Consider the following 26,879-nt stretch of genomic DNA (forward strand, 5'->3'; position numbering starts at 1 on the left):
TCTACAAGTCCCATTATCGCTGGTCACAGGGGCATTCGGCTGTCACGACCCGCCCAATCGGCCGGCGGATCCAGGCTCAGCTGGGCATGGTCTGCTCGGGGTGCAGGAGCGGGCACGGCTGCTGGGTGGGGACGCGCGCCACGGCGCGATCGACGGGGACTTCGAGGTGGAAGCATGGATGCCATGGTGACCAGCGCGGCGGGCGGGACCGCGAGCCCCGCGGTGCGGGTGCTCCTGGTGGACGACGAGGCCCTGATGCGCGCCGGTCTCCGCCTGATGATCGACGGCGCACACGGCATCGCAGTGGTCGGCGAGGCGGCCGACGGCGCCGCGGCGCTCGAGCAGGTCCGCTCCCTGACTCCCGATGTGGTGCTGATGGACATCCGCATGCCCCGCATGACCGGCCTCGAAGCCCTGCGGGCTCTGCAGCAGGAGGATGCCGCCCCGCGGGTGGTCATGCTGACGGCCTTCGACACCGACGACTTCCTGCTGGAGGCGCTGCGGGCCGGCGCCGTGTCCTTCCTGCTCAAGGACGCCCCACCCGAGGAGGTGGTCCGCGCAGTGCTCGATGCCGCCGCCGAGCGCCCGCGCTTCTCCCCCGAGGTGCTCTCGCGGCTCGTGCGCCTCGCCTCCGCCGACTCCCCCGGCGGCTCCGGCTCGGTCAGGGGTGCGGCCGACGGGCAGGCCGACGGGCGGGCCGACGGGGCGACGCCCGGGGTGTCACCCGCGCCCACAGGCATCACCGGACGCGAATGGGAGGTGGCCCACCTGGTGGCTCGCGGCCTCCCCAACCAGGAGATCGGCGAGACGCTGTTCATGTCGGTCGCGACGGTGAAGACCCACCTGGGCAGGCTCTATCACAAGCTGCGGGTCACCAATCGGGTGCAGCTGGCGATCCGGGTGCTCGAGCTGGGCGGCTGACTCGCACGCCTCGGCGCGTCGGTGGGAGCCCCGGGGGCGGCGGCGCGACGGGCGGGGCGATCGACCTGCAGCGCTCCGCCCGGCCGCGATCAGTCCTCGGGCAGTGCCGCGAAGTTCGCCTTCGCGTCGTTGTACCAGCCCAGGGACTGTTTGGGGTGCATCCACCGAGACCGCATCTCCTGACGCGCCGCGCGATGGGTCTCGTCGCCGGCCTTGACCGCCGCCCGGAGATGCTTGTCCTGAGCGTGGATGACCTCGTCGGCGGTCTCGCCGCGGTGGCCGAGGTCGCAGGGGCCGCCGAGCTGCTGGCAGGTCATGGTCTTCATGGTGTCGTCCTTCCGTGGTGCGGTTGCTGTCACTGCGTTGACGCACGCCGTGCCGGGAGTGTGACCGCGGCACGTGCTCTCGTCGCGCCGACGCTCTCAGCGCTGCCGAGGGCCGTCACGGCGCACCACCCGCTCCATCACCTCGGGGTCGGCGCGGAAGTCGATGCGCGTCACGCGCCCCTCTACCACGGTGAGATCGAACAGGACCTTCGCCGTGCCTCGGTGGAACCAGGCGGAGGCGGCACGACCATCGATGCCGACGGGCAGGGCGGCCTTCGCCGCGCCGTTGAAGAAGCTCGCCACCTCCTCGCGACCGTCGAGCGCGGCCGGGGTGCCGGCCTCGATGGCCTGCGCATCAGCACGGACCACGGCGTCGGGGGCGAGCAGCTCCAGCAGGCGCCTGAAGTCCCCCTCGCGGGCGGCGGTCATGAATGCATCGACCACCTCCCAGTCGGCGAGCGCGTCCTCGGGCCGCGACTGGGCGATCTTCGCTCGGGCGCGGGAGGCGAGCTTCCGGGCGGCCTCCGGGGTGGTGTCCAGGGCGGCGGCGATGGTGGTGAACTCGAAGCCGAAGCTGTCGTGCATCACGAAGGCTACGCGCTGGTTCGGGCTCAGCCGGTCCAGCACCAGCTGCAGGGCGATACCCACGGTGTCTGCCAGCTCCACATCCTCCGCCGGATCGGGGGCGGTCTCGGCCACCTCGATCTCGGCCTCCGGCACGGGGGTGCGGCGGCGCAGCCGATCCAGGCACAGACGCGTGGTGACGGTGGTCAGCCAGGCAGGGAGGCTCTCGATGTCCTGCTCGGCGGCATCCAGCCGCAGCCAGGCCTGCTGGATGATGTCCTGGGCCTCGACCGGATCGCCGAGCACCCGGGTGGCGAGCGCGATCAGACGCGGTCGTTCCTGCTGGAGCTGCTGGGCGCGCTGCTCTTTGCGCCGGCCTGCGCCTGCCGGGTCATGGGGTGGGTTCGTGGTCATGGGATCGTCCTTCCCGGTGCGCCGACGGCCCGGGCGACCGACGGCTCCTGCCCTGTCGACGCAGCCGACGATCAGAACGTGACGAGCGTGCGCTGGATCCCGCTCCCGGTCACGGGACCTCTGCCTCGATCACCCCCATCATGCTCCAGCACCCGTCCGGGCCTGGTGGTCGCGGCGGCCACGAGCACCCGCACCGAGCTCATGCCCGGGCTCTGGCTCGAGCGCAGAGGCGTTCCCGCGGGAACGCCTCTGCTCGCGCCGTGACCGGGCTGACGCACGAGACGGAGCACCCGTCGGAGCCGACGATCAGGCGAGGCTCAGCACGGCCGCGAGCCCCACCAGCAGCGTGGCCAGGAACAGGTACACCACCCAGCGCGGGATGCCGCCGGGCTTCGCCGTCACGTTGGTGATGTAGATGCCGGCGACAGAGGCGACCCCGAGAGCCGCCGCGAGCAGGATCAGGGCGACGCTGAGGGTGCTCATCGCTCGTCTCCCGAGACGTGCAGCGTGTGCGACATCCGTGGACCTCTTCCGCATGGGTGCCGCGGGCACCGGATGAATACATTGATGAGGACTCCGGCGCAGCGCATGCGGAGACCCTCAATCCGGTCTACGTGTGCCATGACCTGGATATTCCCTCGATAGTGCCGTCTCCACCCCAGTAGGGCCGACGTCACAGCGCCGACGAGGCGGTCTACCGCCCGGCCACCAGCTGAAAGGCGTCAGTCACCGAGGTGCTTGCGGATCGCGCGGATCACCCGGTTGACGATCGGGATGCCGATGAACAGGAAGATCCACCAGGGACCGAAACCACCGATGCCGCCGGAGCCGCCGAAGACCCGCACGGCGATGACCCCGAAGATCACGATCATGAGGAACGGAACCACCCCGCCGAGCAGTCGAGAGAGGGTCGAACGGCCGCTGCCGGAACTCTCACTGCCCTGACCGGTGAAGGCCGACGACCACGGCGAGTCCTCGTCCCCACCCGACGGGAGCGGCCTGTCCCCGGCGCGGTCACCGAAGCGGGGCGCCATCTGCCCCGCGGCGTGCGGATCTCTGCGTCCTCCGAAGTCCGAGTCGCTGTCACCGACGTCCGAGCCGGACCGCTGGTCATCGGACCCGAAGTCGGAGGACCAGCTGCCGGAGCCCGGCGAGTCCGCACCGCCGCCGTCCTCGCCGCCCAGCCAGGACGGGTCCCCACCCGGCCCGTGGTCATCGTTCCCCCCTCGATTCCTCATGTGGTCATGGTAGGCGCACCCACGCGAGAGCTCGGCTCGCCCCGCCGGCCCGATCGGCCACCCCCCTTCCACACCGTCCGGCACGGGCGTAACGTGGAATGCACAGCGTCGAGCGGAGGCTCCGCTTCGCCGCCGTGCACGCCGGTGCGATCATCGCGCCGGCAGCCCCATCGAAGCTCCTGCACGGAGCACACGATCGGAGGAACAGCGATGACCATCGACGGACCTGTGGACCCACCCCTGACCCGAGCGAGCGAGGATCCCGCGCGCGCTCCCGTGCGGTGGGCCGCGATCGTGTGCGGGATCTTCTTCCTCGTCATCGGCTTCGCCGGGTTCGTCCCGGGCGTGACGATGAACTTCAACGGGATAGAGATGGCCCATCGCTCCGAGGCGATGCTGCTGGGCATCTTCCAGGTGTCCGTGCTGCACAACGTCATCCACCTGCTCCTCGGCCTGGCCGGTCTCGCACTGTCGAGGTTCTCGCACTCGGCGCGGCGGTACCTGCTGATCGGCGGCGGGATCTCCGCGGTGCTGTGGATCTTCGGTCTGCTGGTCACCCCGGGCTCGACGACCAACTTCCTGCCGCTGAACACCGCCGATGACTGGGCGTACTTCGCCGTGGCGATCACCATGATCGGACTGTCGTTCCTCCCTCGCGATACCTGACCCGCCCCAGCAGGGGCCGATCGGCGTCGCCGCACGTCGGTCGTTGACCGGTGGCATGCTCCGGCCGCAGCCCGGTGCCATCGGTTCGCTCACCATCGCGTGCGCGGTGCCGATCGGCGCGATATGATGTTTTCATCATGCCACTATCTCGGAGTCAGCGTCCCCTCTACGAGGTCAAGGCCAACCTCTTCAAGGGCCTCGCCCACCCCTACCGGATCCGGATCCTCGAACTGCTCGCCGATGCCGAGGAGGTCTCCGTCGCCTCCCTCCAGGCCGAGACGGAGCTGGAGGCCTCCCACCTCTCCCAGCACCTGTCCGTGCTGCGCCGCCACCACCTGGTGGCCTCCGAGCGCCGGGCGAGCCACGTCTACTACCGCCTGGCCGATCCGCGCATCCGCGAGCTGCTGGCCGTCGCCCGCGCCCTGCTGCTGACCATGCTCGACGAGGACCGCGACCGCCTGGACACCGCACGGAACCTCCCCCAGATCGCCGGGGGGAGCCGGTGACCGCACCCCGCACCTCGGGCACTCCCCCGTCGACCGCCCCCTCGATGACTCAGCGCCTGCGTTCGGCCATGGCGCGCTCCCGCGACCTGTGGCCCGCCCGCGAGGACTACCGCCTGCTGCCGAAGACGTGGCGGAAGGATCTCGTGGCCGGCGTGACCGTGGGCATCGTCGCGCTGCCGCTCGCGCTCGGCTTCGGCGTCAGCTCAGGACTGACCGCGGAGCAGGGGCTGGTCACGGCGATCGTCGCCGGCCTCCTCGCCGCAGTGTTCGGCGGCTCGAACGTGCAAGTCTCGGGGCCGACGGGCGCCATGGTGGTGGTGCTGGTACCGATCGTCGCCAACTACGGCGCGGCGGCGATCGCCGCCGTGACCCTGCTGGCCGGGCTGATGGTGATGGCCACCGGCCTGCTGCGGCTGGGGAAGGTGGTCTCGATCATCCCCTGGCCGGTGATCGAGGGGTTCACCCTCGGCATCGCCTGCATCATCTTCATGCAGCAGGTCCCGCTGATCACCTCCGCGGATCCGGCCGCGCCGGGTGAGCTGAGCTCGAATGCGCTCATCGCCGCCGTGCAGTCGCTGGCCGTGGCCGATCTCGCGCACCTTGGCTGGGCCCTGGGTGCGGTCGCGATCGTGGCCGCCTCGATGCTGATCGCCCCGCGGATCCACCCCTCGATCCCCGGCTCCCTGATCGGGATCGCCCTGGTCGCGGTGCTCGCCGCGCTGGTGCCGACGCCCCTGGCCACGATCGGGGCGATCCCCGCCTCGCTCCCCGCCCCCTCGGTGCCCACGATCGACCCGGCGCTGCTGGGGGTGCTGCTGCCGGCCGCGGCGACCGTGGCCGCGCTGGCCGCGATCGAGTCGCTGCTCTCGGCGCGGGTGGCCGGTTCCATGTCCGACACCGGCGCCTTCGACCCGGACCGGGAGCTGGTGGGCCAGGGCATCGCCTCCGTCGGCGCCGCCCTGTTCGGGGGCATGCCCGCCACCGGTGCGATCGCCCGCACCTCCGTCTCACTGCGGGCCGGAGCCCGCACCCGAGCCGCCTCGATCGTCCACGCCCTGGTGCTGCTGGCGGTGGTCTACGTCGCGGCCGGGCCGGTGGGGATGATCCCGCTGGCGGCGCTCGCGGGCGTGCTGTTCATGACCGCGATCCGGATGGTGCGCCTGGCCACCGTGCGCTCGATCGTGACCTCGACCCGCTCCGACGCCTGGATCTTCACCATCACCGCCCTGGTGACGGTCTCCTTCGACCTGATCATCGCCGTGCTGATCGGGGTGGCCTTGGCGGCGATCGTCGCCCTGCGCGGCGCGGCCCGCACCACCGGGGTGAGCTTGGAGCCGATCCGCGCCGAGCAACCCAGCCCGCTGGACGAGTCGATCACGGCGATCCGCTTCCAGGGACCGCTGTTCTTCGTCTCCGCCGAGCGGGTGCTCGAGACGGTGATGGGGGTGGGCTCGGTGAGTGTGGTGATCCTCCGGCTGGCCCGGCTGGAGCGGGTCGACGCCACCGGCGCCCAGGTGCTCGCCCAGATCGTGCGCGCTCTCGAGCGGCGCGGCATCACCGTGCTGATCAAGGGGGTGCAGGACAGTCACAGCTCGCTGTTCCGCCAGGTGGGGGTGCTGGCCGCGCTGCGTCACCACAAGCACCTGTTCGTGGACTTCGACAGCGCCCTCGAGCATGCCCGCTCGCACGTGGAGCGGGAGCGTGGAAGGGGGCCGATCGATCCTCGAGTTCGCCCGGGCGAAGGCCGGAGCCTGCCGGGGCGGTGACGACGATCGATCACTCTGGCCTCGAGGCCGACAAGTGCGCACTGCAGACCGATGGGGTCGACTCGCACCGGTCTCCAGCGCGCATCTGCCCTCCGTGCGGGAGCAGCGGCGGGCGTTGAGCCGCTGAGCACCCTCTTGCCGGGCGCGGTGATCAGGGCCAGGCTGGGAGGGTGAGCACCCCGGCCGCGCCGCCCGCCACGCTCGAGTTCGTCAGCGTGGCGCACGGTGCGGTGCCCGGCGTGTGCAGCGGGTCGACGTATCGGGCTCGCGGCCTGGAGCCGGGAGTGCATCGCGGTCTCCCGAGCACCACCCTCACCATGATCTTCAGCCTGGACGGCCCAGTGGTGGGCGCACAGGACGTCGCCGCCGGCACAGCGCCCCTGTCACTCCGTGCAGACCTCGTCCTGGCCGGCGTGCACACCGCGCCGGTGCTGATCGAGCAGCCCGCGCATCAGGAGGGCCTCCAGCTGCAGCTCGATCCGCTCGCCGCCAGGGCGTTGTTCGGAGTGCGCGCCGCTGATCTCGTCGGCGGGTTCGACGGCACCGAGGTGCTGGGCCGCGCCGGGCAGGACCTGTGGGAACAGGTCGGGGAGGCCGCTGCGGGGCCGGAGCGCCTGACGCGTATCTCCCGTGACTTCCGCGCCCGGTGCGCCGCCGCGCCGGCCGGTGCCGAGCAGATCCGCCCGGAGCTCGCCGAGGCGTGGCATCTGGTGCTCGCCTCCCGCGGCCGGATCACCGTGGAGGCCCTCGCTCACCAGGTGCTGCTCTCCCCACGACAGCTCCGCGCCGAGTTCACCCACGAGTTCGGGATCGGCCCCAAGAGCGCAGCCCGCCTCGCCCGCTTCGAGGCAGCTCTGGAGAAGATCGCCGGTACCGTCCACGCCGGACGCACCCCGGATCTGGCGGGCATCGCCGCCACGACCGGTTACGCGGACCACGCCCACCTGACCCGGGAATTCGGTCGGTTCGCGGGCACCGCCCCCAGCGAGTGGATTCGGGAAGAGCGCCGAAACCTTCAAGCGGGTGGCCACGGCACGGCGGAGGATTGAGCCATGGACACCACGAGCAGCCCCGGCACCACGCCCCACCCCGCGCCCCGCATCGGCGTTTTCCCCGCCTTCCAGGCCCACGACGCTCGCGCCGAGATCCGCTTCCTGTGCGACGTGCTCGGATTCGTCGAGACCCTGGTGGTCCCCGGCGAGGGCGAGACCGTCGCGCACGCCCAGCTGGACTGGCCCGGCGGCGGCGCGGTCATGCTCGGCACCCACAAGCCCGCCGGGGAGTACCAGCGCGAGCCCGGCACGCTCGGCGCCTACCTGGTCATCGACGACGCCGGCCTCGACGCCCTGGTCGAGCGGGCGCGGCGCTCCGGGGCCCGGATCGTGCAGCCGCTGCGCGCGCCGGCGCACGGGGGTCGTGACGTCACGATCGCCTCCCCGGAGGGGAACCTGTGGAGCATCGGCACCTATCCGGGCGAGCCTGCCGCCACCACGTCCTGACCGACTCTCCCGAGCGGTGTGCCCGAACCCATAAGTCTGGCTTGCCACCTGCGCCTACCATGGAGGCATGGATCCTCGTCGCCTGCTCATCTTCCGCACCGTGGTGCGCAACGGCTCGATCGGCGCCGGCGCCCGTGAGCTGGGCTGGACCCAGCCTGCGGTCTCCCAGCACCTCGCGGCGCTCGAGAAGGAGGTGGGCACGCAGCTGCTGCTGCGCTCCTCCGCCGGGATCACCCCCACCGAGGCGGGCGGTCGCCTGGCCGCGCATGCCGAGGCGATCGCGGCTCAGCTGCACGCCGCGGAGGAGGAGCTCGCGGACATCACCGCTCTGCGCCGCGGCACGGTGAAGTTCGGAACCTTCCCGTCGGCCGCGGCGATGCTGCTGCCGCCGGTGCTGAACCGACTCTCGGAGACGGCGCCGGAGCTGGACGTCACCTTCTCCGAGCTCGAGCCGCCGGATGCGGTCATTGCGCTGCGCGAGGGCGAGCTCGATCTCGCCCTGGTGTTCCGCTACCCCCACTCCGACATCGGGGACGAGGGCACTCTGGAGTGGACGCCGCTGATGGAGGACCGCGTGATGGCGGTGCTGCCGCGCGACCATCCGCGGGCCGCGGATCCCGATCTCACCCTCGGCGACCTCGCGAAGGACCCCTGGATCGCCGGCTGCGAGCGCTGCCGCGCGAACCTGATCTCCAGCGCGCGCCGGGCCGGCTTCTCCCCGCAGGTGCGCCACTCGACCGACGACACGATCGTGGTCCAGCAGCTGGTCCTGCACGGTGGTGGGGTGGCACTGATGCCGGAGACCGCCCTGGAGGCGGCGCCGTCGGCCGATGTGGTGGTGCGGGCGATCCCCGATCTGGACAACCGGATGATCGGCCTGCTGAACCGGCGCGGCGCGCTGGCCATCCCGGCGGTGGGCGCGCTGCGCGATGCGCTGGTGGCCGAGACCACCGAGCGCCTGGCCACGGCGGTGATGATCTGAGCACCGACGAGCCGAGCACGGGCGGCCACAGCTCGCGACCCGTACGGGTCCCGGCGCGGGCCTGGTTACGGCCCGCCCTGCTGCTGGTGGGCGGGCTGCTGCTGGCCGGGGTGCTGATCCTGGCCGAGCAGTGGATCGGCGCCGTGGCGGTCGCCCTGTTCTCGGTGTTCATGGCGTACTGGACCAGTCCGCTGCGCGCCGGCGAGCACACGCCCCTGGCCGCCGCCCTGGAACGGCGCGAGATGGGCACCGCGATCGTGCTGTGGGCGCCGGGCGATCCGCGCTCCTCTCGGCTCCAGGTCGCGTTCCGCTCGCCACGCGAGGACGTGGTGTGGGTGAACGTGCACCGCGACGCGCAGGCGCAGCAGCTGTTGGCCGAGCACGGCGGGGCGGAGGCGCTGCCGCTGGTGCTGGTCGGCGAGGCGGCCCGGCCCCGCGCCACGGCGGGCGAGCTGATGGAGCTGCAGGAGGCCGAGCGGCGCGAGGCCTGAGCCCGGGGTGCCCGCTCAGGCGCCCGGCAGCTCCCCGATCGCCACGCTCCACTCGCGCGCGTCGCGGTCGACGATGATGCGCTCGCGCTTGAAGGGGTCGCCGTCGAGCTTCGCGAGCGCGTCCTCTGCGGAGTCCGCGACGACGATCAGCAGTGCGCCCGGTTCGCCGTCCAGCGCGCCGGCGAGCAGCAGGGTCCCCTCCCGGCGCAGCTCGGAGAGGTGCTCGCGATGCTCGGGCCGGAAGGTGGCGACGCGCTGCGCATCGTCGGTGTAGGTGTACTGGACGGCGAAGATGGCCACGGTCTCTCCCGGAGATGGTCGGAGGCCGACGAGGTGGTGTCGGCCGGTGCTGACCGGTCCATCGTGCCGCATGCAGGGCGCCTCCCGTCGGGCATTCCGGGGAAGGGCGCGGCGGCATACGCACCGAAGGATGGCCCGGACGACAACCGCAGCACTCTTCCGTAATTCCGTATTTACGGATATATTTGCGCCATGGATCCGGACACCGCCTCCTCCCCACAGGATCCCCATGCCCGGCTGGAGGCGCTCGAGGCACGGGTGGCAGCACTGGAGTCCGCCGACACCGCGGCGGAGCAGACCGCACGCTCGGCCCCGCCGCGCCCGCCTGCCGCGGCGAGCGCGGCCGCGACCGCTCCCGAGCAGTCCTCCCCGGAGCCCGTCGAGGATCCGTTCTGGGCGCTGACCTCGCTGAAGGAGCACTGCCCCGCCCCCGGCGCGGTGGTCTTCGCCGGGGCCGTGGACGTGGGTGCCGGGCATCTCGAGTACCAGTGGGGCCGACCCACCGAGCACCTGCTGGCGTCGGACTGGGCCGAGCATGCGGAGACGGTCGCGGCGCTCGGCCACCCCCTGCGCCTGGCGCTGCTGCGCCGCCTGCTGGACGGCGAGCACACCGTCGCCCAGCTCGTGGACGCACTGGAGCTGGCCTCGACGGGCGTCGCCTACCACCACCTCTCCGCACTGCAGGGCGGAGGCTGGGTGACCACGCCGCGCCGCGGCAGCTGGGCACTGGCCACGCCGCGCGTGGTGCCCCTGCTCGCCATCATCACCGCCCTGGAGAAGGGGTGACCATGCCCCCTGAACGACCCGCTGAGGGCACTGGCACCTCGTCCCCCTCTGACATGCCCGAGAACTCCGCTGCGAGCGGCGCACCGGGCTCACGACCGACCAGTCGGCGCACTGTCCTGACCGTCGGCATCCCCGCCGTCGTCGGGATCCTCGGACTGTCCGCGCTGACCAATCCCCGCCCCGCGAGTCTCGGAGACCCCAGGGGAGAACAGCAGCTGACCGAAGCTCTCGCCCCACATCTGGCCGGGCACCGTCGAGTGGCCATCGCCCACCTCGACGGCACTGGCGAGGCGCGCTTCGCCGGCTTCGGGGCCGGGCCGACCGACGAGTTCGAGATCGGCTCGGTCTCCAAGACCTTCACCGGCGCCCTGCTGGCCGAAGCCGTCGACCGCGACGAGGTCACGACGTCCACCACCGTCGTCGAGGTGCTCGGCGAGGAGGCGCAGGAAAGCGAGATCGCCGACGTCACCTTCGCCGAGCTCGCCACCCACACCTCGGGACTGCCGCGCCTCGCCCCCGCAACCTTCGCCGGCTCGATCCTGGCGAACTTCCTGCGGAAGGACCCGTATGCGGGACGCGACGCAGACCAGGTGTTCGCCGACGCGCTCGGCAGCAGCCCCTCCGGGCGGGGAAGCTACGCGTACTCGAACCTCGGCGTCGCACTGCAGGGCCAGCTGCTCGCCCGGGCGGCCGGGACCGACTATGCGTCGCTGCTGACCCAGCGGATCCTCGAACCGCTGGGACTGGGTGGGACCTACGCCCCGATCACCGCCGAGCACCTGCGGGGAACGGCCACTCGCGGCCATGGCGGGAGCGGCCTGCCGCAGGCCCCGTGGACCATGAACGGCAGCGCCCCGGCGGGCGGCATCCGCTCCACCGCAGCGGATCTCGCCACCTACCTGACCGGGACCCTCGACGGCTCGGCCCCGGGCGCGGCCGCCGCCTCCGAGATCCTGGTCGAATCCAGCGCGACCCGGCGCCACGGCATGAACTGGTTCCACGAGGACTTCGGCGACGGCACCTGGCACGTCCACCACAACGGGATGACCGGCGGCTTCGCCGCCTTCGTGGGCTTCACGCCGGCGACCGGCAGGGGGATCGTGATCCTCACCGACACCGCCCGCAGCGTGGATGCGCTCGCGGTGGACGTCCTCACCGGGGAGGTGGTCCTGTGACGAACCTGCTGGGTCTGCTGCCGCTGTTGTCCGCGCTGGTGCTGTCCATCGTGCTGCTGACGTCCGTGGTGGCCCTCTTCCGGCGTCATCAGCATCCGTGGCGGATCTTCCAGCGCGCCATCGGTGGCGCGAGCATCCTCGCGATCCTCGGGGTGATCGGGATCGTCCCGGCTGCGCTGTGGTGGCTGCCGTGGCTGCTCACCCTCGCGCTCACCGCGGGCGTCGTGGTCGCGTGTCGGCGCCTGCTGGTGCGGACTCCTCCCACCGAGCCGACCAGGCGGGAGGCCGCGCACCTCACCTCCCCCGGCCTGCTGAACCTCGGGATCGAGGTGGCCCTCTACCTCGCGCTGCTGGTGATCGCGCTGGTCGCGGGCTGAGCCCGCGGATCCTCGGTGCCGGCGGTGCGTCGCGGCGGCTCTCCGCTCAGCCGCGCAGCGGCAGCCAGTCCAGCACGTCCTGGATGCCCTGGTCCCAGAAGTCCCAGGTGTGCGGTCCCAGAAGTCCCAGGTGTGCGCGCCCGGGCGCAGCCGGGAGGTGAGCTCCACGCCGTGCTGCCAAGCGGCGTCGAGGAACCCTCGGTTCATGCCCAGCAGCTGGTCCTCGGTGCCGCAGTCCAGGAACAGGGCCGGCAGCGCTGCGGGATCGGCAGCGGCCAGCAGGCCGCACAGGTCGTCCTCGGTACCGGTGAGATCGCGTCCCGCCCAGATCCGCTCGGCGAGATGGCCGGTGTTCAGCTCCAGGCTCAGCGACGAGGGATCCAGCGCCCCGGAGAGGCTCGCGGCGGCGGCGAAGCGCTCCGGATGGTGCAGCGCCAGCTTGAACGCCCCGAAGCCGCCCATCGACAGGCCCGCGACGAAGGTGTCCTCCCGGGCGGTGGAGACGCGGAAGGTGCGGGCGATCAGCTGCGGCAGCTCCTCGGCGACGAAGGTCCAGTACGCCTCCCCCACCGCCTCGTCGGCGTAGAAGGAGCGGCGCACCTCGGGCATCACCACCGCGATGCCCTTCTCGGTCGCGTACCGTTCGATCGAGGTGCGCCGTTCCCAGATGGTGCAGTCATCGCTGAGCCCGTGCAGCAGGTAGAGCACGGGCACCCCACGGTCCTCGCGCTCGGGATCGGCCCCGCGGGCGGTCCCGTCCATCCCGATGCCGGCCGCGGCCTGCGGCATCAGCACCACCATCGAGGTGCCCATGCCGAGGGATTCGGCGAAGAAGTCGGTGCGCAGGCGGATCATCGGTCATCGCTCCTGGGTCGGTCGGCGTCGGCGTGCGGGAGGTGCCGTGCCCATTGAACACTCCCCCGCCTACGATGACCGCATGAGCATCTCCGCCCCCACACCGTCCTGGATCCGCGACGCGATCTGCTGGCAGGTCTATCCGCTGGGCTTCTGCGGCGCGCCGCGCGTCCGTGAGGACCTCGGCGGCGAGGGCTACGGCGGGGCCGACGGGGAGAACGTCGTCCATCGCCTGCCGCGGTTGCAGGGCTGGCTCGACCACCTGGTGTCCCTCGGCGCGAACGTGCTGCTGCTGAACCCGGTCTTCGACTCCGTGTCCCACGGCTACGACACCCTCGAGCACCGTCGGCTGGACCCGCGCCTCGGCGACGACGACGATTTCGATGCGCTCGTCGAGGCCTGCCACGCACGCGGGATCCGGGTGGTGCTCGACGGGGTGTTCAACCACGTCTCGGATCGCCACCCGGTGGCGCGCCGCGCCCTCGCCGCCGGTCCCGGCACGGCCGACGGGGACCGGATCCGTTGGTCCGGCAGCAGCCCCTACGGCTTCGAGGGCAACGCCGACCTCCTCGAGATCGACCTGGCCGACGCCGTCATCCAGGACCGCGTCGTGGAGATCATGACCCGCTGGCTGGAGCGCGGGGCCGACGGCTGGCGGCTGGATGCGATGTATGCCGCCGGCGCTGAGGCCTGGGCCCCGATCCTCGAGCGCGTGCGGGCCGCGCATCCCGAGGCCTGGATCCTCGGCGAGGTCATCCACGGCGACTACCCGGGCTTCGCGGACGCCTCGGGCGCGCACTCGATCACTCAGTACGAGCTGTGGAAGGCGATCTGGTCGGGCCTGACCGAGCACAACCTCTTCGAGCTCGCCCACGCCCTGGGCCGCCACCAGGACTTCCTCGACGCCGCGGGGGGCGCGCACCCGCAGACCTTCGTGGGCAACCACGACACCACGCGCATCGCCTCCCAGCTCGCCGACGGCCGCGACCTCGCCGCCGCCATCGCCCTGCTCGCCCTGCTGCCCGGCATCCCCACGATCTACGCCGGGGACGAGTTCGGCGCCACCGGGGTCAAGGAGGAGCGGGCCCGCGGCGATGACGCGATCCGCCCCTGGTTCCCCGGCAGCCCGGGCGAAGTGATCGACGCCGCCGCCTCCGCCGACAGCGGCCCGGGCGGCCCCGACCACCTCACCCTGCTCAAGCCCGAGTCCGCCGAGCGGATCCTCGAGGTGCACCGCCGTATGTTCTCGCTGCGCCGCCGGGAGCCATGGCTCGCGACCGCAACGGTGCGCGTTGACGAGGACTCACTGGAGAACACCTGGGCCCATATCGTGCTCACCCCGCGCAATGGGGGCAGCGGAGCTGACGGAGCCGCAGGGACCGACGAAGGCGCCGGGGCCGGTGACGGTGCCGCGCCCGCGCCGCTCACCCTGGTGCTGAACCTCGGCGACGAGGCCCGACCCGCCCCCGGCGAGGTGCTAGAGACGGTCAGCGGCGCCGGCATGCTCGACGGCGTCGGCCCCGCCGGCCCGGGCGAGGTGCCCGCGCACGGCATCGCCGTGGTGCGGTGAGCAGCCTCTGCGCGCACCACGCACGCACGTCCCCGCACCGCCGTGCCACACATGACCTCATCCGCGAGGGAGGCGTCTCGCTCGGCGAGCACAGGACCCGATCATCCGGGACGACGCAGCACTCCAGCGACCACCCATCGACCCGACGTAGGCTCGGAGCATGAGCACTGCGATCAAGCCCGCTGAATCCGTGAACACCGCCCCCGTCGTCGCCCTCGGGCTGGTCGGCGGCTGGCTGACCGCCCGCGAGACCGGCATCCGCCCCCTCGGCGGTGTGGTGCTCGCGGCCGCCGGGCTGTACGCGGGCCGCACCTGGCTGGCCCGCCGTGGCCCGGCCACCACCGCCGTGCTCGGCGCGACCTACGTGGTCGGCTTCGGCCTCTCCCACCCCCTGGCGAAGAAGCTCGGCGCGTGGCCCGCGGTGGTCACGGTGGCCGCCGTGGCCGCCGGCGCTGCCGCCGTGCTCTCCGACGCCGCCTACGGCGAGTGGATCCCGGGTGAGCCCGAAGACTGAGCCCGTGAACGATGACGTGGTGTCGGCGGCTGCGACCGCGGTGGAGCTGCCCGGACGCTGAGGGTGCCCACCCCATGCCAGGTGCCGCTACGACGCACCCATAACGGCACCTGGCATGGGGTGGAGCCACAGAGGGGCCGCTGGCAGAAGGGCCGCTGCAGGGCGCGGTGCGGCGGGCCGGAGCTGAGTGCGCGACGGCACGATGGCCGCCGCGGCAGCGACAATGCTGCGGGGCGCAGGGCGCAGGGCGCAGGTTGCGGGGCGCAGGTTGCGGGGCGCAGGCCGCAGCGCCGCGGGGCGCGAAACGCGGGAATGCGCTTATCCGCTATCGGTGCGCGAGATAGTTGACTACGCTAAGCCATCGACCCCGACCGTCGGGGCCTCCCGCACCCACCGAGGTTCTCTCTCCCCATGCTCGGCACCATGCGCCGCCTCTGGACGACTGTTCGCCCCATCCGTTTCCGCCTCTACCTGGGCCTGCTCAGCGCCATGATCGCGTCGATCGTGGCCCTGATGATCCCGCAGGTCCTCGAGTTCATCGTCAACCGCCTGGGCACCGACGCGACCGCCGCCACCATCTGGACCGGTGGGGCGATCGTGCTGGGCCTCGGCATCGTCGAGGCCTCGCTGATCTGGCTGCGCCGCACCTTCGCGGTCGCGCCCTCGACCACCGTCGAGAAGCAGATCCGCGTGAGCTTCTACAGGAAGGTCCAGCACCTGCCGGTCACCTTCCATGACGGCTGGGGCTCCGGCCAGCTGCTCTCGCGCATGATGAGCGACATCAGCCAGATCCGCCGCTGGATCGCCTTCGGCATGATCATGGCCGTCACCAACGTGGTCACCATCTCCGTGGGCATGGCCCTGCTGATCCGCTCCTCGGCGACCCTGGCGCTGATCTTCTTCCTCGCCGCGGTGCCGGTGGTCTTCATCGCCTACCGCTTCCACCGCGGCTACTCGGTGCTCTCGCGCCAGTCCCAGGATCAGAACGGCGACCTGGCCACCACGATCGAGCAGTCGGTGCAGGGCATCCGCGTGCTGAAGGCCTTCGGCCGCGGCCCGTCGGCGCTGGAGGGCTTCACCGAGCAGGCCGAGGAGCTGCGCCGCACCGAGGTGCGCAAGGCCACCGCAATCGCCCGCTTCGACATGTTCATGTTCATGCTCCCCGAGCTCGCGCTCGGGATCGCGCTGCTGGTGGGACTGCACCTGACCGCTGCGGGAGACATCTCCACCGGCCAGCTCGCCTCCTACTTCGCGACCGCCACCCTGGTGGTGGGGCCGGTGCGGATGCTCGGCATGCTGCTGGGGCAGGCCGTGAACGCGACCACCGCCCTGGACCGTCACTTCGAGGTGATGGACTTCGGGAACACCATCGCCACACCCGAATCGCCGGCGCCCGCCGACCCCTCGGCCGCGACCGGTGCGGTGCGCCTGGAAGATGTGCACTTCCGCTACGAGGACGCACCCGCTCACGTCCCGGACGTGATCGACGGGGCGAGCCTCGAGATCCGCCCCGGCGAGACCATGGCGCTGGTGGGGGTGACCGGCAGCGGCAAGTCCACTCTGCTGCAGCTGGTGCCGCGGCTGTACGACGTCGCCTCCGGCACCATCACCATCGACGGGGTCGACATCCGCGACATGGACCTCACCGATCTGCGCACCCTCACCGCGGTCGCCTTCGAGGACGCCACCCTGTTCTCCGACTCGGTGCGGGAGAACGTGCTGCTGGGCGCCGACCGCACGCTGTCCGCAGAGCAGGCCGAGGAGCTGCTGCACCTCGCGCTGCGCACCGCGGACGCCACCTTCGCCCTCGAGCTGCCCGACGGGGTCGACACCCGCATCGGCGAGGAGGGCATGAGCCTCTCCGGCGGGCAGCGCCAGCGCCTGGCCCTGGCCCGCTCGATCGCCGCCAAGCCCGCCGTGCTGCTGCTGGACGATCCGCTCTCGGCCCTGGACACCAAGACGGAGGAGACCGTCACCGGGCGGCTGCGGGAGGTGCTCGCGGGCACCACCACCCTGATCGTCGCCCACCGCAGCTCGACCGTGGCGCTGGCGGACCGGGTCGCGCTGCTGGACGGCGGGCGGGTGGTCGACGTCGGCACCCACACCGAGCTGATGGCGAGCTCCGCCCGCTACCGCTGGGTGATCGCCCACCAGGAGGAGGAGCGGCGCCGCGACCAGAACATCGAGACCCTCACCGGCGAGCTCGAGCTCCGCGCGATCCAGGAGGAGGGCCGATGAGCACCCCCACGGTGAAGCACCCGCAGCCGGGCCAGAACGATCCCGAGCACCAGACCTACTCCGACGCCGAGAACACGCTCTCCCGCCAGCGCTCCTTCGCGCTGCTGGGTGAGCTGATCTCCCCGGTCAAGGGACAGTTCGTGCTGATGGCGATCATGGTCGTCATCGCGCAGCTGGCCGTCGTGGCCGGCCCCGCGATCATCGCCTGGGGCATCGACCACGGCCTGCCCTCCCTGATGGCCGGGGACTCCGGCCCCGCGTTCCAGGCCGCAGCACTGGCAGTCGCCGCCGCGATCGTCGGCGGCGTGCTGACCTACGGGTACGTGCGCCAGTCGGTGGTGGTCGGCCAGAAGATGCTGCTGGCGCTGCGGCGCAAGGTCTTCCGCTTCACCCAGCAGCAGGACCTCGAGTTCCACGAGTCCTACACCTCCGGCCGGATCGTCTCCCGCCAGACCTCCGACATGGAGGCGCTGCGAGAGCTGCTCGACTCGGGCGTGAACGTCATGGTGGGCGCCTCGCTGTCGATGGTGTTCACGATCGTGCTGATCGTGACCATGGATCCGGTCACCGGCCTGGTGATGCTGGCGATGCTGGTCCCCTGCGTGGTGCTGACGATCTGGTTCCAGAAGCGCTCCCGCATCGAGTACCGCGCGATCCGCACCCATTCGGCGCGGCTGATCGTCCACTTCGTCGAGGCGATGGCCGGGATCCGTGCGGTCAAGGCCTTCCGCAAGGAGGACCGCAACCAGGCCGAGTTCGATCAGCTCGCCCAGGACTACCGCGACGCCTCGATGCGCTCGATCAACGTCTTCGGCATCTATCAGCCGGCGCTGCGTGTGCTCGCCAACATCACCATCGCCGCAGTGCTGGTGGTGGGCGGTTTCCGGGTGCTGGGCGGCGATCTGCAGGTGGGTGTGCTGGTGGCACTGGTGCTGTACTCGCGGCGCTTCTTCCAGCCGGTCGACGAGATCGCGAACTTCTACAACGCCTTCCAGTCCGCCGTCTCGGCGCTGGAGAAGATCGCGAGCCTCCTGGCCGTGCAGCCGCATGTGCAGGAGCCGGTGAGCCCGATCTCGCTGCCCACCTCGAACGGCCAGGTGGACTTCGAGCAGGTCGCCTTCCGCTACACCGAGGACGGTCCGCTGGTGCTGCAGCCGATGGATCTGCACATCCCCGCCGGTCAGACGATCGCCCTGGTGGGCCAGACCGGGGCCGGGAAGTCCACGGTCGCCAAGCTCATCGCCCGCTTCTACGACACCACCGAGGGTCGGGTGACGCTGGACGGCGTGGACCTGCGGGACATCTCGATGCAGGACCTGAGTCGCAACATCGTCATGGTCACCCAGGAGGCGTACCTGTTCTCCGGCACCGTCGCGGACAACATCGCCCTCGGCAAGCCCGGCGCGAGCCGTGAGGAGATCGAAGCCGCCGCCGGTGCCATCGGGGCCGACGAGTTCATCGAGAAGCTCCCCTTTGGCTACGACACCGATGTGAGCAAGCGCGGCGGGAGGGTCAGCGCCGGGCAGCGGCAGCTGATCTCCTTCGCCCGCGCCTTCCTCGCCGATCCGCGGGTGCTGATCCTCGACGAGGCCACCAGCTCGCTGGACATCCCCTCCGAGCGGATGGTGCAGGAGGGGCTCACGAAGCTGCTCGGCCACCGCACCTCGCTGATCATCGCCCACCGCCTGACCACCGTGATGATCGCGGACCGGGTGCTGGTGGTGCACGGCGGCGAGGTCGTCGAGGACGGCTCCCCCACCGAGCTCGTCGCTCAGGGAGGCCGCTTCGCCGCGCTGTACCAGGCGTGGCAGGACTCGATGTGAGCAGGCGGTGACCCTCTCCACGCCGGACCCGGCGCCCCGCATGCGGGCGGCCTTCCTGCGTGCACTGGGAGGGCCGGAGCAGATCGAGGTGGGCGAGCTCCCCCTCCCCCGTCCAGGGGCCGGTCAGGTGCTGCTGGCCGTCCGGGCCAGCAGCCTCGATCCGGTCGACGCCCTGGTCCGCAGCGGCGCCTTCCCCACCGGGACCCCCTTCCCCTTCGTTCTCGGCCGTGACGCGGTGGGCACCGTGGTCGATGCCGGCGCCGGGGCGGAGGATCTGCTGGGCCGACGGATGGCCACCTCGTCCCTCGGCCATGACGGGCGCCAGGGCGCGTGGGCGGGCTTCACTCTCGTGGAGAGGGAGCGCGCCTATCCCGTGCCGGAGGATGTCGAGGAGGAGACGCTCGTCGCCGCCCTCCACCCGGCCTCGACCGCGCATCTGGCCCTGCACCGCCACGGTCGGCTCGCCCCCGGCCAGACCGTGCTGGTCGGCGGGGGCGGCGGGAACGTGGGCGGCGCCCTGGTCGCGGAGGCCGTCCGCGCCGGGGCGCAGGTGGTGGCGACCGCACGGGAGCGCGATGCCGCTGGGGTGCGTGCCCTCGGCGCGGACCGGTCATCCGTCGGCGCTTGCCCCGGCGCCGGCACGGTCACCACCGTGGACCACACCGCCGCCGACGCCCCCGAGCAGCTGCGGACGCTGCTGGCGGACCGGACGGATCTCGTCGTCGACACCTCGGGCAGGCTCGACCCGGAGCTCGTCGCGGATCTCATGGCCGTGCGCGGCCGCATCGTGGTCATCACCGCACCACCGAGCCCGCCCCGTATCCCGCTGGCCCGGCTCTACACCCGGGACGTGTCCCTGCACGGCTTCGTCATCTCGCGCGCCACCGTCGACGAGCTCGCCGACGCGGCCCGGGGGACGGTGCGCCTGCTGCAGGAGACGCCGTGGCGGCCGCGCCTCGCCGAGAACAGGGACCTGGATGCGGCGCGCTCCCTGCACGAGAGGCTCGATGCGGGCGGCATCGAGGGCCGGGTCGTGATGCGGATCCGCGCGTGAGCGCGTGCGGGCGAGCGCGTGAGGGCGAGCCCGGCCTCACGACGCCCCGGGAGCGACAGAGGGCCCGCCTGCGGACAGTCACGCGAGCAGCGGCACGGACACGCAGGGACGGCGCGGCCAGCAGCACGAGCGGCCGCGTGGGACCAGAAGTCATCCACTGGCGCCGAGCCAGCATGCGGCCGCGTACACAGGGGCGCATGCTGGCGCAGCGCCGGTCGATGCACGACGCCCCGCGCACATCTGCCCTCGCCCGCCTGGCCCTCAGGCGCCCAGCAGCGCTCGCAGTTCCGCGGTGAGGCCCTCGACCTGCACGGGCACGCCGGGCCTGCGGAACGTCCCGGGCGTGGCCAGGAACCGTTGCTCGCAGGTCGTCGGCCCCGGCAGGGTGGACATCTGGGTGCCGTCCTCGACATACCCGCAGGCGCGGGAGACGCCGAAGGATGCCTCGTTGCCGAGAGCCGCCGCGGACTCCGCCCGCTGCGCCCCCAGGTGGTCGAAGGCGAGCACCAGCATCGCCTGGCGCATCAGCGTCCCGAATCCCTGGCCGTGGGCGTCGAGGGTGAGCCAGGAGCCCGAGGTGACGGTGCGCCGTTCGGCGAAGCGCACGGCTGCGATGTCCTGGCAGCCGATCAGGCGGCCGTCGGCCCAGATTCCCAGCGGCAGGGTCCAGTCGCCCGGGGACACCGCGCTGCGCAGGCGCCACTGGAAGCTCAGTGCGTTGCGCACGCGCACCTCGGGCTCTGCCCGGTACCACCCGAACACGGACGGGGACCCCGGGTCCGCGAAGATCGGGCGGTGCAACAGTGCAGCGTACTCGGGCAGATCCGCATCGGTGAGGGGGCGCAGGGTGAGATCGCCGGCCCGCAGCACCAGGCCGAAGGGCGGGTGGAGGATCGTGAGGTCGGGGAGATCGGTCACCGGCACAGGGTAGAGGCTCACGGTGCTCCTGACCTCCCCACTCTCCGCCCTCGGCGCTCTCCCAGGGATCTCGCGTCCCTGGAGGTCCCTAGGCTGTCCTCATGACGACCGACCTGCTGCTGACCGGATTCGAGCCCTTCGACGGGGCGGCGGTGAACGAGTCCTGGGAGGCGGTGCGCCGCGCGACGTCGCTGCTGCGGTCTGCGGGGGTTGCGGTGGAGGTCCTCGAGCTGCCGGTCGAGTTCGGCCGGGCCGGGAACCTGCTCACCGCGGCGGTGCGGAAGCATCGGCCGTCGCTGGTGGTCGCCGTCGGTCTCGCCGCGGGCCGCACGGGCATCACCCCGGAGCGGGTCGCGGTCAACGTGCGCGATGCACGGATCCCCGACAACGCCGGCGCGAGCCCGGTGGACGAGCAGGTCGTCGCGGGCGGCCCGGTGGGCTACTTCAGCACCCTCCCGATCAAGGCGATGGTGGCCGCGCTAGACGGGGTCCCTGGCTCGGTGTCCCAGACCGCCGGCACCTACGTGTGCAACGACGTCTTCTATGCGCTCCAGCATCTGCTGGCGAGGGACGGCGGGCTCGCCGGGATCCGGGGCGGCTTCGTCCACGTCCCCGCGGCCGACGCCCTCGACACCGCCACCACGGGCCGTGGCCTCGCCCGGATGATCGAGGTGGCACTGCGCACCGAGGTCGATGCCTCGCGCGCGGGCGGCGCCGAGCACTGAACGACACCGGGTGTCAATCGGCCCGGCCAGATCGGGACCGTCTCCCTCCGAACGGTGTGCACAGCCGGTGCATCACGGCATCCGTCGGCCGGAAAATGGCGTTCGTCGACCCTGCAGAAAGTGTTGTCCACAGGGTTTTCCACAGCCGTGGACGAATGACAGACATGTAGTTCCGCAGGTGCAGCGGAGAACCCGGGCGTGTCGCCGTCCCTGCCGGCGGAGGCGGACGCCGTCACTCCGCGCTGCCGGGCCGCTGTCGCACGAGCCCACCACGATTCGCATCACTGCAGGTCATGAAGTTGTTGCTGAGCGGTAGTCGAGAACTCGTCGGCCCGGTGTGGCAGCGTTTCCGCAGGTTGCACAGCACGGGTCGCCGCGGTGAGCATGCGCACTCCGGCGGGCGGACCCCGAACTGTCCCCACCGTCCGTCCACAACCGTTCCCCGGTTATCCACTGCAAGATCGTGAAATCCCCAACGGTCCGCAGAGTTATCCCCAATGTTGTCCACAACTGGGGAAAACCACAGCCATGTAGTTCCCCGGTCACCGCACGGGAGGGGCCCGGCCCGTGTTAGAGGGGCCCGTGCTGGAGAGGCCCATTGCGGAGCGGGCCGAGGCCGCCTGCTGGCCGCCCCGGCCCGTCCGGTGCTCGTTCTGCGCCCGCTGCCGGACGCGGGGCTCACTGCCCCAGCACCAGCAGCGTCTTGACCGCGATCACCACCACGCACAGCAGCACCGCGGCCACGACCACCGCCGAGTGCACGAGGGCGGAGCGGCGTGCCAGCGCCTGCCGATCCGTGCCGGGACCGGCCTTGGGTCGCAGGGCGAACATCCCGGCGGTCACCGCGGCGCCGAGCGCCAGGCCGCCCAGGTGCCCCTGCCAGGAGATGCCCGGGACGGTGAAGGTGATGACGAGGTTCAGCCCGATCAGGACGAGGATCTGCATGGTCTGCCCGCCCAGGTGGCGGTTGACGATGAACATGGCGGCGAACAGGCCGAACACGCCGCCGCTGGCCCCGAGGGTGCCGGTGTACCAGGACTGCTCGAGCGAGTTCGCGATCAGGTACACGGCGGTGTGCCCGCCGAGCATCGAGACCAGGTAGACCGCGGAGAACCGGACGCGACCGAGCACCTGCTCGAGGTACCTCCCCACGATCCACAGCGCATACATGTTCAGCCCCAGGTGCAGGATCCCGCCGTGCAGGAAGCCGGCGGTGACGAAGGTCCACGGCATCGCCACCGCGCGGAAGGGCACGAACAGCCCCAGCTGCACGACGAGCTGCGGGACGACCGTCTGCCCGAGGTACCCCAGCACGCACAGGCCGATCAGGGTGTAGGTGACGTACGGGGCGCTCTGGCCGATGCGGGCCCCCATCGCGTTCCGCGGCCGCGTGGAGGCCTGCTGCCGGGAGATCTCCCGCTCGCAGTCCACGCAGAGCACCCCCACCGAGGTGGGGCGCTGGCAGTCCGGGCAGGCCGGGCGCTCGCAGCGCTTGCAGCGCACGTAGCTCACCCGGTCGGGGTGCCGCGGGCACACCGGTGGGGCCTGCGGGTCCGGATTGTCCTCGGCGCTGTAGCCGTAGCTGGGTCGTTCCATGCCCTCATTCCACCACGTGGGCCTGGGCCGTCCCCGAGCGGCGCGGCGGCACCCCGCACGGCGGCGCCCCGGACGGCGGCGTCAGGCCGCGGTGTACGGAAAGGCCGCGAAGAGCTTCTCGAACCGGCGGCGCTGCGCGGGGCTCACCTCTCGCAGCTCCTGAAGCACCAGCGTCCGCCTCCCCGCCGTGCCCCTGCGGCTCCAGAGCCCCACCACCTCGCCGCGGCGCAGCGCCGACCGCTTGAACACCCCGTTGTTGCCGGGGACCAGGGCACGGTGCCGCTCGGGGTCCATCAGGTAGAGCCGGTCGCGGTAGCCGAGCACCAGCTCGTCGAAGCCGGGCAGCAGCAGCTCGCGCATCGTCTCCTTCTCCGCCGCGGCATATTCCTCGGCCAGCCCCGGCCGCCACCACAGCCGCTCGCCGTCCCCTCCGCGGGCCGTCTCGGCGGTGGCGTGGAGGCGGCCGTCCCGGTCCGCGTATCCGCTCTCCAGCTGGGAGGAGACCAGCGGCAGCGCGGCGCGGATCGTCCTCAGCGGAAGCTTCGACCACCAGGCGAGATCCCGCTCCCCCACCGGGCCGTGGCTGATGAGGTACCGCCGGGCGAGCTCGGCCGCGGCGGCGGTCCGCTCCCCGTTGAAGGCACCCTCGAGGCCGCTGCCGGCGGGCAGCCAGGTCTCCGCGAGCACCACCGCGGTCTCCCCGTCGCGCCAGGGGCCGTAGGCGGCGATGCCGGCGGAGATCAGCTCGGACAGCAGGTGGTAGCCGCGACCGCGGTCGGTGCGGATCCCGGCCGCCTCCCAGGCCGCCATCAGCTCCTGGCGCAGCACCCCGCGGCCCTCCCCTGGCACCGACTGCTCCGCGGCGATCTCCTCGAGCACCCGCTGCGCCCGCTGCACGTGGTGGTCCTCCAGCTCGAGCTGCCCGCGCCGGGAGATCGCGGCCCGCAGCGGAGCGGCGGCGCAGAGCTCGGTGAGCCAGGCCAGCGAGTCGGCGGCGACGGCGAAGACGGTGCCGCGCATCGGATAGCCGCGCACCACCTCCCCGCGGTCGAAGGCGGCGAGCACCGCCGCCAGATCACCCCCGGTGCGCAGGGCGAGGGAGGCCATCACCCCCGCCACGTCCTGCCCCTGGTGCGCGCCGAAGGCCCGCGCCGCCGCAGCGGGGTCCGGGAAGCGGGGCTCTCCCACCAGGCCCTGGGCGAGGATCCGGGCGCCGGCGAGGTGTCGCTCAGTCATGGATCGAGCGTACCGGCGGCCGCCCGGACGAGCCGCGGATCCATCGAACGGTTGATCCCTTCGCGCGGCGATCTCCATAGCGTGGAAGCACCCCCACCAGGGGACCGTCAACCGTCCGCCACCAGCGGTCATCTCGCGAAGGAACCACAGTGCCTGCACCCACGCCCGTCACTCATCGCCCCCGGCCCGGCCACCTCGCCGGCGCTGGGTCATCGGCCGACTCCACCGCCCCCACCGGGGTCGTCGGTCGCGTCGGCGAGCGGATCGCCGCGGCGCTCACCGGCCGCCGCTCCGCCTGGGTGATGCTCGCGGTGTGCATCGCGCTGCTCCTGGCCATGGCCGGTGGCCTGCGCGGCGCCGGTCCCGCCGCCGGCATGGATGCAGTGCCGGAGACCTCCGAGTCCTCCCGCGCCGCGGCGATCGCCGACACCATGGAGGGCGCCCGCTTTCAGCCGGTGTTCGCCGTGGTCACCCGCGAGGACGGCGGCGCCCTGACCGAGGAGGACACCGCCGCGATCGAGACGCTGCGCTCCGATCTCGCCGAGGTCTCCGGACGCGAGGCGATCGGCCCCATGCCCGCCGCGGACGGCGCGGCGGACCTGGTCATGACCACGGTCGACTCCGAGGCGGACAACGACGCGATCGACGCGATGATCACGGACCTGCGGGCCGCGGCCGACGACTTTGCACCCGAGGACCTCACGGTATCCGTCACCGGCGGCCCCGCCGTCGGCTCCGACATCCGCGGCGCCTTCTCCGGCGCGAACTTCACCCTGCTCGCGGTGACCATCGCCGTGGTGGCCGTGCTGCTGCTGCTCACCTACCGCTCCCCGATCCTGTGGCTGATCCCGTTGTCGATCGTCGCCCTCGCGGACGGCGCCGCCGGCGCGCTCACCTCGATGCTCGGCGAACAGCTGTCCCTCGCCTTCGACGCGGGCGTGATCAGCGTGCTGGTCTTCGGTGCGGGCACCAACTACGCCCTGCTGCTGATCTCCCGCTACCGCGAGGAGCTGCACCGCCACGACGACCATCGCACCGCGCTGGCCACCGCCTGGGTCCGCACGGCGCCGGCGATCATCGCCTCCAACGTCACCGTGGTGCTGGCGCTGATGACCCTGCTGGCCGCGGTCATGCCCGCCACCCGGGGGCTCGGCATCGCCGCCGCGGCCGGCCTGCTGGTGGCCCTGGTCGCCGTGCTGTTCCCGCTCACCGCGCTGCTCGCGGTGGTCGGCCGCAGGGTGTTCTGGCCCTTCGTGCCGCGAGCCGCGGATACCGCGGATGCCGCCACCGGCCGGGACGACGCCGAGCACGGGCCGTTCGCGGCCGTCGCCCGCACCGTCACCCGCCGTCCCGTCGCGGCCGCCGTGGTCTCGGTGCTGCTGATGGCGGTGCTGGCCACCGGTCTGCTCGGCACCCGGGTCGGACTCGCGCAGGATGAGCAGTTCGCCTCCGCCAACGAGTCCTCCACCGGCTTCGCCGCGATGGCCGAGCACTACGGAGCCGGCGAGAGCGCCCCGCACCAGATCGTGGTGCGCGAGGACACCGACAGCACTGTGGAGGCGGCGATCGCTGTTGCCGAGGCGGTGCCCGGCATCGACCGCGTCTCCGTCTCCGGCACCACGCCGGACGGCTGGGCCGTACTCTCCGCCGTCGGCACCGCCCAGCCCGAATCGCCGGAGGCGTTCGAGGAGGCCGAGGGGCTGCGCACGGCCCTGCACTCCCTGGCGCGCGCCGATGCCCTGGTGGGCGGCACCACCGCGAGCGCCCTGGACGTGCGCGCCGACTCCACCCGCGACCTGCTGGTGGTGGCGCCGATGATCCTCGGCGTGGTGCTGATCGTGCTGATGGTGCTGCTGCGGGCGGTCGTCGCGCCGCTGGTGCTGCTGACCGTGAACGTCGCCAGCTCGGTCGCCGCGATCGGGCTGGGGCTGTGGACCGGCCGGCTGCTGCTGGACATCCCGGCACTGGATGTGACGGTGCCGCTGCTGGCCTTCCTGTTCCTGGTCGCCCTCGGCGTGGACTACACGATCTTCCTGGTCCACCGCGCCCGCCACGAAGCCGCGACGCACGGCACCACCCAGGGCATGGTGCGGGCCGTCGGCTCCACCGGCGTGGTCATCACCAGCGCGGGCGTGGTGCTGGCCGCGGTGTTCGCGGCGCTGGGGGTGCTGCCCCTGGTGGTGCTCGGCCAGCTGGGCCTGATCGTGGGGCTGGGCGTGCTGCTGGACACCCTGCTGGTGCGCACCGTGCTGGTGCCGGCGCTGTTCGCCCTGATCGGGGACCGCATGTGGTGGCCCTCCCGTCCGGCGCGGCGCTGAGGGGCGCCCGGGCCGCGGCAC

Annotated in this window: 26 protein-coding genes and 1 pseudogene; 18 read left to right on the forward strand and 9 right to left on the reverse strand. The window is 72.1% G+C overall.

The window, feature by feature from the left end; translation table 11 throughout:
- Positions 1–174: 174 nt before the first annotated feature.
- Entirely contained in the window at positions 175–921 is a 747-nt protein-coding gene (locus ACHUEU_RS05000) for a response regulator (protein WP_394214800.1), read from the forward strand.
- 89 nt (positions 922–1,010) lie between these two features.
- Here the strand turns inward: ACHUEU_RS05000 and ACHUEU_RS05005 are convergent, their stop codons facing one another.
- From ACHUEU_RS05005 to ACHUEU_RS05020, 4 genes are all read right to left on the reverse strand, one after another.
- Entirely contained in the window at positions 1,011–1,247 is a 237-nt protein-coding gene (locus tag ACHUEU_RS05005; RefSeq protein WP_394214801.1) for a hypothetical protein, read from the reverse strand.
- Between the two features lie 96 nt (positions 1,248–1,343).
- Positions 1,344–2,225 carry a sigma-70 family RNA polymerase sigma factor gene (locus tag ACHUEU_RS05010; RefSeq protein WP_394214802.1) on the reverse strand — a complete coding sequence of 294 codons (882 nt, stop codon included), beginning with the start codon at positions 2,223–2,225 and terminating at the stop codon, positions 1,344–1,346.
- A 306-nt stretch (positions 2,226–2,531) separates the two neighbouring features.
- Entirely contained in the window at positions 2,532–2,708 is a 177-nt protein-coding gene (locus ACHUEU_RS05015; protein WP_394214803.1) for a hypothetical protein, read from the reverse strand.
- A gap of 239 nt (positions 2,709–2,947) precedes the next feature.
- Entirely contained in the window at positions 2,948–3,463 is a 516-nt protein-coding gene (locus ACHUEU_RS05020; RefSeq protein ID WP_394214804.1) for a hypothetical protein, read from the reverse strand.
- Between the two features lie 210 nt (positions 3,464–3,673).
- On the opposite strand from ACHUEU_RS05020, the gene ACHUEU_RS05025 reads away from it, so the two are divergent.
- From ACHUEU_RS05025 to ACHUEU_RS05055, 7 genes are all read left to right on the forward strand, one after another.
- Positions 3,674–4,129, forward strand: a complete 456-nt coding sequence (locus ACHUEU_RS05025; protein ID WP_394214805.1) for a DUF4383 domain-containing protein — start codon at positions 3,674–3,676, stop codon at positions 4,127–4,129.
- A 137-nt stretch (positions 4,130–4,266) separates the two neighbouring features.
- Positions 4,267–4,635 carry an ArsR/SmtB family transcription factor gene (locus ACHUEU_RS05030; protein WP_394214806.1) on the forward strand — a complete coding sequence of 123 codons (369 nt, stop codon included), beginning with the start codon at positions 4,267–4,269 and terminating at the stop codon, positions 4,633–4,635.
- 44 nt (positions 4,636–4,679) lie between these two features.
- Positions 4,680–6,401, forward strand: coding sequence for a SulP family inorganic anion transporter (locus ACHUEU_RS05035; RefSeq protein ID WP_394214981.1), 1,722 nt, complete (start codon positions 4,680–4,682; stop codon positions 6,399–6,401).
- A gap of 170 nt (positions 6,402–6,571) precedes the next feature.
- Positions 6,572–7,450 carry a helix-turn-helix domain-containing protein gene (locus ACHUEU_RS05040; RefSeq protein WP_394214807.1) on the forward strand — a complete coding sequence of 293 codons (879 nt, stop codon included), beginning with the start codon at positions 6,572–6,574 and terminating at the stop codon, positions 7,448–7,450.
- Positions 7,451–7,453: 3 nt separating this feature from the next.
- A complete protein-coding gene (locus ACHUEU_RS05045; RefSeq protein ID WP_394214808.1) occupies positions 7,454–7,900 on the forward strand; it encodes a VOC family protein in 447 nt (148 codons plus the stop codon).
- A gap of 67 nt (positions 7,901–7,967) precedes the next feature.
- On the forward strand, positions 7,968–8,882 hold the full coding sequence (locus ACHUEU_RS05050) for a LysR family transcriptional regulator (protein WP_394214809.1): 915 nt from the start codon (positions 7,968–7,970) through the stop codon (positions 8,880–8,882).
- 86 nt (positions 8,883–8,968) lie between these two features.
- Positions 8,969–9,373: a hypothetical protein gene (locus ACHUEU_RS05055; protein WP_394214810.1), complete on the forward strand. Its 405-nt coding sequence runs from the start codon at positions 8,969–8,971 to the stop codon at positions 9,371–9,373.
- Between the two features lie 15 nt (positions 9,374–9,388).
- Here ACHUEU_RS05055 and ACHUEU_RS05060 read toward each other — a convergent pair whose 3' ends face one another.
- Positions 9,389–9,673, reverse strand: coding sequence for a YciI family protein (locus ACHUEU_RS05060; RefSeq protein ID WP_394214811.1), 285 nt, complete (start codon positions 9,671–9,673; stop codon positions 9,389–9,391).
- A gap of 192 nt (positions 9,674–9,865) precedes the next feature.
- On the opposite strand from ACHUEU_RS05060, the gene ACHUEU_RS05065 reads away from it, so the two are divergent.
- Genes ACHUEU_RS05065 through ACHUEU_RS05075 form a run of 3 tightly spaced genes read left to right on the forward strand, consistent with a single transcriptional unit; the run spans position 9,866 to position 12,011 of the window.
- Positions 9,866–10,459 carry an ArsR/SmtB family transcription factor gene (locus ACHUEU_RS05065; RefSeq protein WP_394214812.1) on the forward strand — a complete coding sequence of 198 codons (594 nt, stop codon included), beginning with the start codon at positions 9,866–9,868 and terminating at the stop codon, positions 10,457–10,459.
- Positions 10,460–10,512: 53 nt separating this feature from the next.
- Positions 10,513–11,634, forward strand: coding sequence for a serine hydrolase domain-containing protein (locus tag ACHUEU_RS05070; protein WP_394214813.1), 1,122 nt, complete (start codon positions 10,513–10,515; stop codon positions 11,632–11,634).
- A complete protein-coding gene (locus ACHUEU_RS05075; RefSeq protein WP_394214990.1) occupies positions 11,631–12,011 on the forward strand; it encodes a hypothetical protein in 381 nt (126 codons plus the stop codon). Before ACHUEU_RS05070 ends, ACHUEU_RS05075 begins: the two co-directional genes overlap by 4 nt.
- Positions 12,012–12,275: 264 nt before the next feature.
- On the opposite strand, the pseudogene ACHUEU_RS05080 reads toward ACHUEU_RS05075, so the two are convergent.
- A pseudogene (locus tag ACHUEU_RS05080) lies at positions 12,276–12,866 on the reverse strand (alpha/beta hydrolase); the annotation flags it as partial.
- Positions 12,867–12,948: 82 nt separating this feature from the next.
- Here ACHUEU_RS05080 and ACHUEU_RS05085 point away from each other — a divergent pair.
- From ACHUEU_RS05085 to ACHUEU_RS05105, 5 genes are all read left to right on the forward strand, one after another.
- Complete coding sequence (locus ACHUEU_RS05085; protein WP_394214814.1) at positions 12,949–14,436, forward strand: alpha-amylase family glycosyl hydrolase; 1,488 nt, start codon at positions 12,949–12,951, stop codon at positions 14,434–14,436.
- Positions 14,437–14,596: 160 nt separating this feature from the next.
- The gene (locus tag ACHUEU_RS05090; protein ID WP_394214815.1) at positions 14,597–14,950 is read left to right on the forward strand and encodes a hypothetical protein; all 354 of its coding nucleotides are present in this window, start codon (positions 14,597–14,599) and stop codon (positions 14,948–14,950) included.
- A gap of 411 nt (positions 14,951–15,361) precedes the next feature.
- Positions 15,362–17,188: an ABC transporter ATP-binding protein gene (locus ACHUEU_RS05095; RefSeq protein ID WP_394214816.1), complete on the forward strand. Its 1,827-nt coding sequence runs from the start codon at positions 15,362–15,364 to the stop codon at positions 17,186–17,188.
- Positions 17,185–19,011, forward strand: coding sequence for an ABC transporter ATP-binding protein (locus ACHUEU_RS05100; protein ID WP_394214817.1), 1,827 nt, complete (start codon positions 17,185–17,187; stop codon positions 19,009–19,011). Before ACHUEU_RS05095 ends, ACHUEU_RS05100 begins: the two co-directional genes overlap by 4 nt.
- Before the next feature lie 7 nt (positions 19,012–19,018).
- Positions 19,019–20,065, forward strand: coding sequence for a zinc-binding dehydrogenase (locus ACHUEU_RS05105; RefSeq protein WP_394214818.1), 1,047 nt, complete (start codon positions 19,019–19,021; stop codon positions 20,063–20,065).
- 261 nt (positions 20,066–20,326) lie between these two features.
- Here the strand turns inward: ACHUEU_RS05105 and ACHUEU_RS05110 are convergent, their stop codons facing one another.
- Positions 20,327–20,983: a GNAT family N-acetyltransferase gene (locus ACHUEU_RS05110; RefSeq protein WP_394214819.1), complete on the reverse strand. Its 657-nt coding sequence runs from the start codon at positions 20,981–20,983 to the stop codon at positions 20,327–20,329.
- Positions 20,984–21,084: 101 nt separating this feature from the next.
- Between ACHUEU_RS05110 and ACHUEU_RS05115 the strand changes: the two genes are divergently transcribed.
- On the forward strand, positions 21,085–21,708 hold the full coding sequence (locus ACHUEU_RS05115) for a pyroglutamyl-peptidase I (protein WP_394214820.1): 624 nt from the start codon (positions 21,085–21,087) through the stop codon (positions 21,706–21,708).
- A gap of 678 nt (positions 21,709–22,386) precedes the next feature.
- Here the strand turns inward: ACHUEU_RS05115 and ACHUEU_RS05120 are convergent.
- Both ACHUEU_RS05120 and ACHUEU_RS05125 read right to left on the reverse strand, forming a co-directional pair.
- Positions 22,387–23,304, reverse strand: coding sequence for a rhomboid family intramembrane serine protease (locus ACHUEU_RS05120; RefSeq protein WP_394214821.1), 918 nt, complete (start codon positions 23,302–23,304; stop codon positions 22,387–22,389).
- Positions 23,305–23,385: 81 nt separating this feature from the next.
- Entirely contained in the window at positions 23,386–24,540 is a 1,155-nt protein-coding gene (locus ACHUEU_RS05125; RefSeq protein WP_394214822.1) for a DNA glycosylase AlkZ-like family protein, read from the reverse strand.
- Between the two features lie 149 nt (positions 24,541–24,689).
- Between ACHUEU_RS05125 and ACHUEU_RS05130 the strand changes: the two genes are divergently transcribed.
- Positions 24,690–26,858: an MMPL family transporter gene (locus ACHUEU_RS05130; RefSeq protein WP_394214823.1), complete on the forward strand. Its 2,169-nt coding sequence runs from the start codon at positions 24,690–24,692 to the stop codon at positions 26,856–26,858.
- The last annotated feature ends 21 nt before the right edge of the window (positions 26,859–26,879 follow it).

Source organism: Brachybacterium vulturis (assembly GCF_043641765.1).
In the GTDB taxonomy this organism is placed as follows: Bacteria; Actinomycetota; Actinomycetes; order Actinomycetales; family Dermabacteraceae; genus Brachybacterium; species Brachybacterium vulturis_A.